Origin of the sequence: Kutzneria sp. CA-103260, from assembly GCF_018263855.1 — a bacterium.
GTDB lineage: Bacteria > Actinomycetota > Actinomycetes > Mycobacteriales > Pseudonocardiaceae > Kutzneria.
In genome coordinates this window covers 2,785,549-2,798,604 of the sequence record NZ_CP073318.1, presented here as the reverse complement: position 1 = coordinate 2,798,604, position 13,056 = coordinate 2,785,549, and the positions used below count along the sequence as shown (strand labels likewise).

Sequence of the window (13,056 nt, the reverse complement as noted above, 5' to 3'; positions counted from 1 at the left end):
GTGATGGTTGAAAGGAAGCCGGTGTCCGCATCCGTGCTGCCGTTGCGCGTGCACAGGGGAATTCACCATCTGGTGGCCGACCGGGTCGCCGACGGGCCGGACCGGCCGGCGGTCGCGGCGCCGGACGGGGACCTGACCTACCAGCAGCTCTGGGACCGCTCGGGCGATCTGGCGGCGGCGCTGGCCGCGCGGGGTGTCGCCGTCGGCGACCGCGTCGCGGTGGCGCTGGACCGATCGGCGGCCCTGGTGGTCGCCCTGCTGGCCATTGCCCGAACGGGCTCGGCGTATGTGCCGCTGGACCCGTCCGCACCGCCGGCCCGGACGGCGGTCGTGCTGGCCGAAGCCGGCTGCCGGCTGGTCGTCCGCGGCCGGGACGGAATCGCGCTGCCGGACGGCGTGACCGCCGTGGAACTGCCACTGGTCGAGACCGCCGCGTCCTGGCAGCCGCCGGCCGCCTTCGACACCGAGTCGCCGCTCTACGTGGCCTTCACCTCGGGTTCGACGGGACCGCCCAAGGGAGTCCTGGTCCCGCACCGGGCGGTGCTGCGGCTGGTGACCGGGCCGTCCTACTGCCGGATCGGGCCGGGCGATCGGGTCGCCCAGCTGGCCAATCCCGCGTTCGACGCGACGACCTTCGAGGTCTGGGCCACGCTGGCGGCCGGCGCGACCATCGTGGTGCTGCCGGCGGCCGGCGAGGTCCCGATCGGCGGCTGGGGCGAACTGCTGGCACGGCGCCGGATCGTGGCGATGTTCCTGACCACGGCGCTGTTCGACCTGATCGCCCGGGGCGAGCCGACGGCGTTCGCCTCGCTCGACACGCTGCTGTTCGGCGGCGAGACCGTGGACCCGCTGGTGGTGCGACGGGTGCTGGACGCGCAACCGCCGGCCCGGCTCGTGCACGTCTATGGCCCGACCGAGGCGACCACGTTCGCCACCTACTTCGACTGCACCGCCGAGACCGTCTCCGGGCGGGAGCGAGTGCCGATCGGGTTTCCGTTGCAGCAGACCAGTCTGCGCGTGCTCGACGGCGAACGCCGGGCCGTGGCCATGGGAGCCGAGGGCGAGCTGTGGATCGGCGGTCCCGGAGTGGCGCTCGGCTACCTGGACCGCCCCGAGGCCACCGCCGAACGGTTCGTCCCGGACGGCGGTCTCTGGTACCGCACCGGGGATCGGGTGCGCCAGCGGCCGGATGGGGCGATCGACTTCCTGGGCCGCACCGACCGGCAGGTCAAGCTGCGCGGATTCCGCATCGAGCCCGGTGAGATCGAGGCGGCCGCGCTGGCCACCGGGCTGGTGTCGGCGGTGGCGGTGGACAAGACCGGCGACGGCGTCCTCGCCCACCTGGTCGGCTTCGCCGTGGCGGCCGAGCCTCGTCCCGATCTCACGTCGGCCCTCAGCGCCGCGTTGCACACGAGCCTGCCCGACTACATGGTCCCCACCCGCTGGGTGGTGCTCCCCCAACTGCCGCTGACCGGCACCGGCAAGATCGACCGCGTCCAGCTGCTGGCGAGCGTCGGCGGCGACCGAACCGCGCCGCTGTCCACCGTGCAGGAGGGGCTGTGGTTCCTGGAGGCGGCCGAGCCGGGCACAGCGGCGTACGGGATTCCGTTGCTGCTGCGGTGGTCTGGCACCGTCGACCGCGCAGCGCTGGCCGGGGCGCTCGCTGCCGTGGTCGCACGGCACGAGGCACTGCGCACCACGTATCGCGTAGTGGACGACCATCCGGTGCAGGTGGTCGGCACGAACGCCGACGTGCCAATGACCGTCATCGATGCGACCGACCAGCCAGACCCGGACGGGGCGGCCCAGTCCGACGCCGAGCTCCGCGCCCGCGAGCCGGCCAGCATCGCCGCCCCGCCGCTGCGGTGCACGGTGTGGCCCGGTCTGCCCGGCGGGGACCTGGTTCTGTTGTCCGTGCACCACATTGCCGTGGACGGCTGGTCCACCGGCGTGCTGCTGGCTGACCTCGCCACCGCCTACCGCGCCATCCTCGCTGGCGAATCGCCCGATCTGCCGCCGCTTCCGGTGCGGTTCACCGACTACGCCACCAGTGAGCGGCAACAGGCCGCCAGCGCCGCCACTGCCCGTCTGGTCGCCGAACGAGCGGCCGAGTTGTCGGACCTGGTCGGCGAGCTGTCACTGGACCGGCGACCGGGCCCCCGTCCGCCGGTGACCGGTCCACGAGCCGGCGAACGGCAGCTGTACGAGCTGGATCCGGCGCTGTGGACCGACGTTCAGGAGCTCGCCCGCCGGCTGCGGACCACGCCGTTCGGGGTGCTGTTGGCCGCCTTCGCCGTGGTGGTGCGGCGGTGGTCGGGGCGCGCGGAGTTCCTGTTGGGGACCGCGGTGGCCAACCGGGACGAGCCGGAACTGGACGAAGTGGTGGGCCTGTTCGCCAACACGGTCCCGATCCGCTGCACGGTGGCCGACGACCAGCCGTTCACGGCGCTGTGCGCGGCCGCCGCCGACGAGGCGCTGACCGCGCTCATGCTGTCCTCGCTGCCGTACGACCAACTCGTTTCGGCCGCCACCCGCGAGCGCGCGGCGTTGGTGCAGGTCGTCTTCGGCTTCCTGTTCAGCCCGGCCGCCGCCCGCACCGGACCGAACCCGCCATGGACGGAGTTCACCTCCCCGGACACCGGATCCGTCAAGTTCGACCTGGCGCTGTTCGCCGAAGCCGGGCCGGACGGGCTGACGCTGGCCGTGGAGTACGACACCGCCCGCTACCGCCGAGACCTGGTGGACGCCATCGCCGACGGGACGCGCGCCGTGCTCGCCGCCGTGTGCCGCGACCCCGAGGCCGCCATCGGCGCCCTGCCCCGGAGCACGCCGGCCGCGCGCACCGCATCGACCGACCTGTCCGCGCAGCAGCTGGCCCGCCTGGTGGCGCGCCGGAAGGAGCACACACCGTGACGAGCGATTCCTCCTCCCTCGGCATCATCGTCGACCAGGCCTTCATGGGGTCGTCGCTGATCGGGCCCGAATCGTGGCGGGCGGCCGCGCAGGCCGGCGCGGACTGGATGGCCATCACCGAGGAAGCCATGACGATGACGCCGGAGCTGCTCAAGCAGCTGCGCACTGACGTCGAGTCGGCTGGCCTGCCGGTGGTGATGGCGCAGTGCCATGCCTTCGGGCTCAACGACTTCCGCGACGTGGTGCGGGACTTCAACATCGAGCGCACCGAGCGGCACATCGACCTGGCCCGCGACCTCGGCGCGCCGGTGCTGAAGATCCTGCTCGGCGAATGGGTCTGGCGCACCATGTGGCCGGCCTCCGTGCAGTGGCAGCTGGTGGTGGACGCGTTGCGGCGGATCGGCGACCACGCCGCCATCCGCGGCGTCGAGGTCAGCATCGAGCTGGAGCCGCTGGACACCTCGCTGGTCAACGACATCGCGTCGCTGACCCGGATGCTCGACGCGGTAAACCACGGCTCGGTGCTGGCCAACATCGACACCTCGCACATGGTGGTGCGCGGGGTGCCGGCGGCCGAGATCGGGCTGCTGGCCGGGCGGGTCAACAGCGTCGACTTCTCCGACTCCAACGGCCGCTACCACGAGCATCTGGCCCCCGGCGACGGCGTGGCCGACCTGGGCTCGTTCGTCAGCGAGCTGCGCACCGCCCAGGCTCGGGCCATCGCGGTCGAGGTCGGGCCGTTCAACGACCCGGAAAACGCCTACCAGCGGGTGGAGCGGGCCATCGTCGGCACCCGGGCGCTGTTCTCGGACGTGGTGGCCAGTCATGGCTGACGCGCCGCGGACCGTGCCGGAGATGGTCGCCGCGAGCTTCGAGCTCGGCGACCCGGCCGCCGTGCAGGTGGTATCTGGTGACCAGTCGCTGACCGTTGCCCGGTTGGACGCCCTCGCCTGGGGCACGGCCGCTTCGCTTCGGGCGCAAGGGATCCGGCCGGGTTCCGTGGTTCCAGTCATCTCTGCACGGGGTGCGGAGCAGGTGGCCGCGTGGCTGGCCGTGCTGCGGACCGGGGCCGCGATCACCACCGAGCTGGTCGGCGACGGACCAGTGCTCTCCGACACCGGGGCGCTGTGGCTGTCCGAAGGGCCGCCGCTGGAGCTCGCGCCGGTGGGTCCTGACGACCCGGCGTTCGTGCTGGACGGTGTTGTGGTGACTCAGGAAGCGCTGCTGAACGCAGCGTTGACCGTGGCGTGGCTGCACGACCTGGAGCCGGAATCCCGGCTGTTCGCCGCCACTTCCATCCCTATGGCCGAGGCCTTCGGCTGCCAGTTCACCGGTGCACAGCTGGTACTCAGTGGCCGTGTTGGCATCACCGACGCCATCCTCACGCCGGACCTGATCGACGAGATCCCGGACGGTTCGCTGCGGGCGGTTTCCTTGGTGTGGCAGGACGTTCGACCCGGGCCGTTGCCGGTCGACGAGTGCGAGTCCCGCTGGGGTGTCGCACCCCGCGGCTTCTACGCCGTCACCGGCCAGCCGGGGTTCGTCGCCGAGGTCACGCCGGCTGGCGACGAGCCCGTGCTGGTTCCGTTGCCCAGCAACCACTTGGACGTGTGTGACGACTCGGGAGAGCCGTTGCCCGATGGCGTCGAGGGCGTGCTGCACGTGAACGGCGCGGCCGGTCTTCGGGCGGTGCGCCTGCGTGACGGTGCGGTCCGGTTGTCCTCCCCCACCGTGGACCTGGCCCGGCCGCGGGCAACGTCGACGGAGATCAGCGCCCGTCGAGCGGCCGACCTGTTCGCGGAGACGCTGGCCGAGTCCGGACTGGACGGTCCGGACCAGCTGGAAGCGCTGCGGGATCAGCATGCCGACTTCTTCACCCTCGGCGGACATTCGCTGCTGGCGGTGCGGATGGTGGCCAAGGCGGCCGAGCGCTGGGGCCGTCAGGTGGCGCTGCGGGAATTCCTCGCCGACCCGACCATCGCCGGGCTCGGCGCGCTGCTGGACGCGGCGTCGAGCATGCCCGAGACGCCGGTGTCGCTGCCCGACGACGGGTGGTACCCGGCGACCGCGGCCCAGCGCCGCCTGTGGTTCCTGGACCGGATTCCTCAGCTGCGCCAGGGATATCTGGTGGCCTTCCCGCTGCGCTACACTGGCCCGGTCGACGTCCCGCTGCTGGTGGCGTCGATCCGCTCGGTGCTGGCCCGACACCCGGCGCTGCGGTCCACGTTCCAACTGGACCACGCCAGCCGACAGCTGCGCTACCGCACCGACGGGCCGGCACCGGAAGTGTCCTTAATGGACGCCGATGGTCGCACCGACGACGAGATCGCCAAGCACCTGCGGGAATCGCTGTGGCAGCCGTTCGATCTCGCCGCCGAACCTCCGGCCCGGGCCACGGTCGTGACCGCCGGTGCCACCACCTGGGTCGCGCTCTCCGCCTCGCACGTGGTGTTGGACGGCTGGTCGTTGCGGCTGATCGCCACGGAGATCGGCGAGACCTACCGTGCCGGCGGATCGCCCGCACTGCCCGCGCCCGTGCACCCGGCCTCGATGCCCGTGCCAAACGACGATCACCTGGACGACGTGCTCGACGGGTTGCGCGGTGCGCCGCTGGACATCGACCTGCCCCGGGATCGTCCCCGAGGTGGCATGCAGTCCACCGAGGGCGACACCGCAACGCTCGCGCTCGACCCCGAGGAGTCCGCTCGGCTGCGGGCAGCCGGCGCCGCGCTGGGATGTTCGACGTTCATGGTGCTCACCGCACTGCTCGCGGCCGGCCTGGCCCGGCGCAGCAGTCAACGTGATTTCGTGTTCGCCTTCCCTTGGGCGGCAAGGGACACACCGGGCCGGGCCGAGGTTGTCGGCATGTTCGCCGGCACCCTGCTGGTGCGGGCCGACCTCACCGGCGACCCCAGCTGGACCGAACTGCTCGGCCGGGTCCGTCGCAGCACCACGGCCGCGCTGGCCGGCGGCGACGTCTCCTTCGACGCGGTCGCCGCCGCATTGCAGCCCGAGCGGGACCTGAGCCGGCCGCCGGTGACGCCGGTGCTGGTCAGCGTGCTGGACGATCCGTTGCAGGCGCCCGATCTGGGGCCGGATGTCGACGGCGAGGTGCTGTTGTGGGCGTCCAGCCACGTGAAGTACGAGCTCCAGGTGACTGCCGTCGACCAGGGCGACCGGCTGGAGCTGTTCGCCGACTACGCGACGGGACTGTTCGACCGCGGCACCGTGGCCGCTCTGCTGACCGAGCTGCGCGACTGCGCACGCGATCTCGTGAAAGACCCGGAGGCCACCGTGGCGCAACCGTCGCCAGCCGTTCCCGAGCCGGCGGACCCGCTGACCCTGGTCCACCAGGCCTGGTTGCAGGTGCTCAACGTGCCGGAGGTCGCGACCGACGTCAGCTTCTTCGACGCCGGCGGCGACTCGCTGCTGCTGATCATGTTGCTGGACAAGTTGATGCCGCTGACCGACCAGGAGCTCACGGTCGCCGATCTGTTCCGCTACAACACCGTCCGGCGGCAGGCCCGCCTGCTGGCCGGCGAGGACCGGGGCGGCCCGGCGCTGCGTGACGGCGGCCGGCAGCGGCTGCTCGGCGCGGCCCGCCGGCCCGCCCGTGGGACGGGAGACCGATGAGCCTCGACACCGCCATCGCGGTGGTCGGCGTCGGCTGCCGGTTCCCCGGGGCCGACACACCCGAACAGTTCTGGGACAACCTGGACCGCGGCGTGCTGGGCATGCGTGAGCTGTCGGACGACGAGTTACGGGCGGCCGGGATCGGCCCGGACCAGTCCGCGTCGCCGGACTACGTGCGCCGGATCGCTCCGCTGGCCGGCCCGGGGCTGTTCGCCGCCGACTTCTTCGGCTATCCCCCGGCGGAGGCCGAGCTGATCGACCCGCAGCAGCGGCTGTTGCTCGAAACCTGTTGGGAGGCGCTGGAACACGCCGGCCACCCGCCGCGCGCGGAGGACGACACGCCACGCATTGGTGTGTTCGCCGGCCTGAGCGCCAGCGGCTACGCCTTCGCCCTCCAACTCGCGCGGGCCCGGGGCGCGGTCACCGGCCTCGCCGACCTGTCGCTGCAACTCGGTGGCACGGTGGACTTCGGCGCGCCGCGCGTGGCACACAAGCTGGGTCTGCGTGGGCCGTCCATCGCCGTGCAGACGGCGTGCTCGTCGTCGCTGACGGCAGTGCATTACGCGGTGCTGAGCCTGCTGGCCGGCGAGTGCGACATCGCCCTGGCCGGCGGGGCCGGGCTTGTCGAGCCCGCAGCCGGCTACCAGTACGTGCCCGGCGGCATCCTGTCCACCGATGGCTATTGCCGGTCCTTCGACGCCCGTTCCTCCGGCACGACACCGGGTTCCGGCGTCGGTGTGGTGGCGCTGCGGCGGCTGGCCGACGCCCTCGCCGACCGTGATCCCGTGCTGGCCGTGGTGCGGGGCAGCGCGGTCGGCAACGACGGCGCGCAGCGGCCGGGCTTCACCGCGCCCACTCCGTCGGGACCGGCCGACGTCGTCTCGGCCTCGCTGCACACGGCGGACATCGACGCGGAACTGCTCGGCTACGTCGAGGCGCACGGCTCGGGCACCAGCCTCGGCGATCATGTCGAGCTCCGTGGCCTGGCCGACGGCATTCGCGCCTTCACCAAGCGCGCCGGCTTCTGCGCACTCGGCTCCGTGAAGGTCAACATCGGTCACACCGGCGCGGCGGCCGGCGTCGCCGGGCTGATCAAGGCTGTCCACGTGGTCTCGACCGGTTACGTGCCACCGCATCCGCTGTTCGAGAGACCGAGGGATCCCGGACTGCTAGCTGACAGCCCGTTCACGCTGTCCGCGGAAGGCCGGCAAATCAGCGGGCACGTGTTGGTCAACTCCATGGGCCTTGGCGGCACCAACGCCGCGGTGGTCCTGTCCGCCGGCCCGGCACCTGGACAGTCGACCGCTGCCGCACCGGAAGTGGTGCGGCTTCAGGTGTCGGCCCGCACCCGGGCCGAGCTCGACAAGGCCTCGGCCCGGTTGGCCGACGCCCTGGAGAGCGGGATGCGGCCGATCGATGTGGCCCACACGCTTCGCGTCGGCCGCACCGACTTCCCGGAGCGTCGCGTGGTGACCGCGCCGCCCGAACAGCTCACGAAGGCGTTGCGGCTGCCCCGTCCCGGGCCGGTCCGCACCCGCCGGACCGAAGAGCGACGGGCCGTGGTCGTGACCGAGCACCGCGAACACCCGCTCTGCCAGCAGCTTTTAGCCGTACTTGGCCCGGACGTCGAGGTGCTGTCCAGCATTCCGGCTGTACCTCACGACGACGTCTTCACGCTGGTCCTGGGCTCGGCCGATATCGGCACGCGGCCGAACACCACTGTCGTGGCGCTGGACGAGGCCGCTCTGGACGAGGCCCTGGCCACGGCGTGGTTGCACGGCGTTCGGATCGACCGGCAGCGGCCGGTCGGCGACGCCCGGCGGATAGCCTTGCCGACTTATCCGTTCACCCGCCGCCGTTTCTGGGCGCTGGACGACCTCACACCCGAACCTCCGCCGACCCATGCCCCAGTCACAGCCGACGGTGTCGAAGGCCAGCTGCTTGAGCTGTGGCGGGACCTGTTCGGCCGGCCGGAGATCGGTCTTGACGACGAGTTCGGCGCGCTGGGCGGCACCTCGCTGATGTCGGTCCAGTTGGCGCTCAAAGTCCAACAACAGCACGGTGTTCTGGTCAACCTGCACCGGGTCGGCGGCAGCCGGGCGACCGTGCGGCGGATCGCCGCCGCGCTCAGCGAAAGCGGGCCGGGCCCAGCCACCGACGGCGACGGTCCGCTGCTGGACGCCGACCTCACCGCGGATCTCGGACCACAGTCGGCTACCAACGCCGGCACCGACTTCTTGCTCACCGGCGCCACCGGCTATGTTGGTGCCTTCCTGCTGCACGAACTGCTCCGCCGGACCGAGCATCGCGTGTACTGCCTGGTCCGCGCCGTTGACGAAGCCGAGGCGCTGGCCCGGCTGCGGGACGCGGCGGCGCGATTCCGCCTGCCGGCACCGGACCCGGACCGCGTGGTGGCGGTGCCCGGCGACCTCCGAGACGTGGGACGGGTATGCCACGACTTCCGTGACGGCGAACTGTCCCGGCGCGTCGGGCACATCGTCAACAGCGCGGCCCGGGTTGTGTTCACCGAGCCGTACCGGGTGCTGCGCACCGACAACGTGCTGCCGCTGGTCGGCCTGCTGCGGTGGGCCCGCGCCGCCGGGGTCGGCGAGTTCAGCCAGGTCAGCAGCATCGCCGCGACCGGACCGTCGGTCGGCGACCGCGGTCGGCTCACCGAGGCTCGCAGCCAGCCGCTCGATCCCCATTCTGGCGGTTACGGCGCGAGCAAGTGGGCCGCGGAACGGCTGCTGGAACGGGCCGAGCTGGACGGTCTGAGGGTGCGGGTGTTCCGGCCCGGGTTGATCAGCGGTGACCGGGAGACCGGTGCCTGCAACACCCGCGACATGCTGTTCCGCCTGCTGGCCGCCGGTCTCGCGGTCGGCGCGCACCCACTCGACGACCGCCTGGTGCCGTTGGCACCGGTCGATGTGGTCGCTCGGGCGGTCATCGGGCTGGCGACCCAGCCCGGCTCGGCCAGCCGCGCCTACAACCTCGTCGACACGATCGCGCCCACGCTGCCGGTGCTGTTCGGGCTGCTGGCCGAGGCCGGTCACCCGACCCGACCGCTGCCGGTCACCGAGTGGTTCGGCCTGGTCGCCGAACGCGCGCTGGCCACCGGCGATCCGGTGCTGTCCAGCATCGCGCTCTACGACCTGGACCGTCTCGACACCGGCTCGGCCTCGGACTCGGTCGACTGCGAGCAGTGGCAGGCCTGGCTTCGTGCGGACAACAGCTCGGCTCGCGTGGACGCCGACCAGCTCGCGCGGAGCCTGGCCTACCTGTCCGACCAACCCGAATTCGCCGGCCTGACGCCGGTGACAGCCACCGACACCGGGGGTAGCTGATGGTGGATCCGTGGCACACCAACGGGATCGCGGTGATCGGGGCCGGCGTCATGGGCGTGGGCATCGCCGCGCTGGCCGTCGCCCACGGCCTGCCGGTCACGCTCGTGGACATCGACGACGACAAGCTGGCCCGGGCGCCCGAGCTCGTCACCAGCTACACCCGCGTCGGCATGCTGATGGGCAAGCTGCCGCGCGGCGGCACTCCCGGCACGCTGACCACCGCGACCACACTCGACGCGGCGGCCCCGGCATGGGCAGTGGTCGAGGCCGTCACCGAACACGCCGAGACCAAGGCGAAAGTGCTGGCCGAACTGTCCACTGTGGTCGATCCGGGCACGCTGCTGGCCACCAACACCTCAGCCATCCCGGTCGCCGAGCTGGCCGCTGCGACCATCCGGCCGGCCGACCTGTTGGCCACCCACTTCATGAATCCCCCGTACCTCATCGACGCCGTCGAGGTGGCCCGGGGCGCGCAGACCGGTGACGCCGCCATGGCCCGTCTCGGCGAGCTGTTCGAGCTGCTGGGGCGGCGGGCGATCGTCGTCGGCGACGGCCCCGGCTTCGTGTCCAACCACGTGCTGATGCGCATGATCAACGACGCGGCCCGGCTGGTGACCCAGGGGCGGGCCGAGCCGGCCCGGATCGACGAGGTGTTCACCGAATGCCTCGGCCACCGCACCGGCCCGCTGGCCACCGCCGACCTGATCGGGCTGGACAACGTCGTCGACACGCTGGCGGTGCTGTTCGAGCGGACCGGCGAGGACGCCTACCGAGCCGACGAGGAACTGGTGGCCCGGGTGCGGGCCGGCAGGCACGGCCGCAAGAGCGGCGCGGGCTTCTACGACTACGGGAGTACGGCATGACGGTGTCCAACGAGACCGATCCGGTGGCGGCCGGCGTGCTGGCCTTCGTGGCCGGGCTGGTCAGCGGCGAACTCGGGCCGGACGACGACCTGTTCGCCACCGGCGGCCTGTCCTCGTTGAAGTCGCTGGAACTCGTCGTGCACGTGGAGCGGGAGTACGGCGTCGCGGTCACCGGCGACGACCTGAGCCTGGACAACTTCCGCACCGCCTCGGCGATTTCCCGACTCGTCCGGCGGTTGCAGTGAGCATTCTTGACGACGCGATCGCAGCCGTCACCGCCGCGGCCGACCAGGACGCCGGCATCTGGGACGTCGCTGGCCAGATTCCGGCTGATGTGCTCGGCGGCCTGGCCCGCAAGGGGCTGCTGTGCGCGCAGGTGCCAACAGAGTACGGCGGCCTCGGGTTGAGCAGCCGTGACAACGGGGAACTCACCGCGCACACCGGGAGCCTGTGTGGTTCGCTGCGCAGTCTCCAGACCTCGCAGGGTATGGCGGCGTGGACGGTGCAGCGGCTCGGGCGGGCCGAGCAGCGCGAGGAGTTCCTGCCCAAGCTGGCCGCCGGCGCTCTGGCCGCGATCGCCTTCAGCGAGCCGGCCGCCGGCAGCGATCTGTCCGGCATGCGCACAGAGATCACCGTCGACGGTGACGCGATTGTCGTGGACGGCAGGAAAACCTGGGTCACCGGCGCGGCCTACGCCGACCTGATCGTCGTTTTCGGCCGCTACGGCAACGGTGTCGGTATCGCGGTGGTGCCTTCCGGGACTCCCGGCGTGACCGTGTACCCCATCGCCGCGCCGTCGGGCTGTCGCGCCGCCGGGCACTCCGACGTACGCCTGGACAAGGTGCGGTTGCCGCTGACGCATCTGCTCGCCGCCAGCGGCGCGCCGACGACCATGCTCGTGACCACGGCCCTGACCTACGGCCGGCTGTCGGTGGCGTGGGGATGCCTGGGCATGCTGATTGCCTGCCGGACCGCCGCCGTGCAGCACGCTGCCGAACGAGTCCAGTTTGGACGACCGCTGGCCGAACACCAGTTGGTGGCTCGCCACATCGCCGAGCTGACCGCCGCGGAACAAGTCGCACGGCTGGTGTGCGAGCACGCCAGCACCGCCTGGGACGAGGGCCGACCGGATCACGCCGTCACCGCGGTGTTCGCCAAGCACGTCGCCGCCCGGCAGGCCACACAGGGATCGGCCAGCGCTGTGCAGCTGCTGGCCTCGGCCGGCGCGCACGACGACCACCCTGTGGCGCGGGCCTACCGGGACGCCAAGCTGATGGAGATCATCGAAGGCAGCACCGAGGTCTGCCAGCTGTTGCTGGCCGAACACGCCATGGCCGGTGCCCGGTGATCGGCATCGGCGCGGTGCACACGCTGCTGCCCGAGAACCGGGTCAAGGTGGCTGATCTCCCCGAGCTGCCAGGCCTGGACCGCGAGGCCGCGCGGTTCGCCGTCGACTCCGGCATAGTGACCGTCGGCGTGTACGAGGAAGACGCCGCGACCCTGGCGGCGCGGGCCTGCCGTGAACTCCTCGACCGTACCGACACTCCACCGCCCGATGTGCTCATCCTCGTCGCGCCGCGGGCACCGGAAGTGCTGCTGGGTTCCGATGTCGGTCGCGTACAGGCCGAAGCCGGCTGCCGCGGTGCGCTGGCGTTCACTGTGGACGGTCTCGGCTGCACAGGTTCCAGCGTGGCCTGGGCTCTTGCGGCCGACATGCTGCGAGCGGACGAGTCCCGCCGCTGCGTGGTGATCGCCCACGCGAGCCGTCCCACCGGGCTCGACCGCGTTCGCCACCCGGTCACGGTGATCGGCGACGGCGCGTACGCCATGACCATGGTCCGCGACGGCTGCCCGGTGTTGCGGGCGCACCGGGCCGAGGTCGACGGATCGTTCCACGACCTGTTCCGGGTCGACTACCGCAGCACGCCCTGGTACGAGTGGCGCGAGGAGTGCGACTCCCCCGACCGCTACCGGTTCGAACTGGCGCTACGCAGCCGTGAACGGCTGGCCGCTTTGGTGAACCAGGTCATCGCCGACGCGGACGTGGACCGGTCCCGGATACGCGCCACCGTCATGCAGAACGTCACGGCGTCGGCGTACGAGTTCTACACCACGGTGTTGGGCCTGCCGATCCACCCCTTGTGTGCGGAGCATCTGCACGACTACGGCCACCTCGGCGCGATGGACGTCGTGCTCAACCTGGACCGCGTGCTGGCCACCGGTTTCGACGTCGGTGACCTCGTGCTGGTCATCAACAACAGCCCGGTGGCCGCGTGGGCCGCCACCCTCTGGGAGGTGTGACC

Annotated in this window: 8 protein-coding genes; all 8 read left to right on the top strand. The window is 71.9% G+C overall.

All coding sequences use genetic code 11. The features are described from left to right. Positions 1-21: 21 nt before the first annotated feature. From JJ691_RS11945 to JJ691_RS11910, 8 genes are read left to right on the top strand one after another with little or no spacing between them, the layout of a single operon-like run. Positions 22-2,913 carry an amino acid adenylation domain-containing protein gene (locus JJ691_RS11945; RefSeq protein WP_211768844.1) on the top strand — a complete coding sequence of 964 codons (2,892 nt, stop codon included), beginning with the start codon at positions 22-24 and terminating at the stop codon, positions 2,911-2,913. Further along, positions 2,910-3,746 carry a sugar phosphate isomerase/epimerase family protein gene (locus JJ691_RS11940; protein WP_249227850.1) on the top strand — a complete coding sequence of 279 codons (837 nt, stop codon included), beginning with the start codon at positions 2,910-2,912 and terminating at the stop codon, positions 3,744-3,746. The genes JJ691_RS11945 and JJ691_RS11940 overlap by 4 nt, the downstream gene beginning before the upstream one ends. Beyond that, the gene (locus JJ691_RS11935) at positions 3,739-6,546 is read left to right on the top strand and encodes a condensation domain-containing protein (protein WP_306291366.1); all 2,808 of its coding nucleotides are present in this window, start codon (positions 3,739-3,741) and stop codon (positions 6,544-6,546) included. Before JJ691_RS11940 ends, JJ691_RS11935 begins: the two co-directional genes overlap by 8 nt. Beyond that, a complete protein-coding gene (locus JJ691_RS11930; RefSeq protein ID WP_211768842.1) occupies positions 6,543-9,890 on the top strand; it encodes a thioester reductase domain-containing protein in 3,348 nt (1,115 codons plus the stop codon). Before JJ691_RS11935 ends, JJ691_RS11930 begins: the two co-directional genes overlap by 4 nt. Continuing rightward, positions 9,890-10,753 (top strand): 3-hydroxyacyl-CoA dehydrogenase family protein, encoded by an 864-nt coding sequence (locus JJ691_RS11925; protein WP_211768841.1) that lies wholly within the window; start codon positions 9,890-9,892, stop codon positions 10,751-10,753. Before JJ691_RS11930 ends, JJ691_RS11925 begins: the two co-directional genes overlap by 1 nt. Then, positions 10,750-10,998, top strand: a complete 249-nt coding sequence (locus JJ691_RS11920) for an acyl carrier protein (RefSeq protein WP_211768840.1) — start codon at positions 10,750-10,752, stop codon at positions 10,996-10,998. Before JJ691_RS11925 ends, JJ691_RS11920 begins: the two co-directional genes overlap by 4 nt. After that, positions 10,995-12,101: an acyl-CoA dehydrogenase family protein gene (locus JJ691_RS11915; RefSeq protein ID WP_211768839.1), complete on the top strand. Its 1,107-nt coding sequence runs from the start codon at positions 10,995-10,997 to the stop codon at positions 12,099-12,101. The genes JJ691_RS11920 and JJ691_RS11915 overlap by 4 nt, the downstream gene beginning before the upstream one ends. Further along, entirely contained in the window at positions 12,098-13,054 is a 957-nt protein-coding gene (locus tag JJ691_RS11910; RefSeq protein ID WP_211768838.1) for a 3-oxoacyl-ACP synthase, read from the top strand. Before JJ691_RS11915 ends, JJ691_RS11910 begins: the two co-directional genes overlap by 4 nt. Positions 13,055-13,056 lie beyond the last annotated feature (2 nt).

What these genes read in the sequence shown, in the direction of transcription:
- JJ691_RS11935 (WP_306291366.1), top strand. Translation starts at nt 3,739, where the DNA reads ATGGCTGACGCGCCGCGGACCGTGCCGGAGATGGTCGCCGCGAGCTTC.
- JJ691_RS11930 (WP_211768842.1), top strand. Translation starts at nt 6,543, where the DNA reads ATGAGCCTCGACACCGCCATCGCGGTGGTCGGCGTCGGCTGCCGGTTC.
- JJ691_RS11925 (WP_211768841.1), top strand. Translation starts at nt 9,890, where the DNA reads ATGGTGGATCCGTGGCACACCAACGGGATCGCGGTGATCGGGGCCGGC.
- JJ691_RS11920 (WP_211768840.1), top strand. Translation starts at nt 10,750, where the DNA reads ATGACGGTGTCCAACGAGACCGATCCGGTGGCGGCCGGCGTGCTGGCC.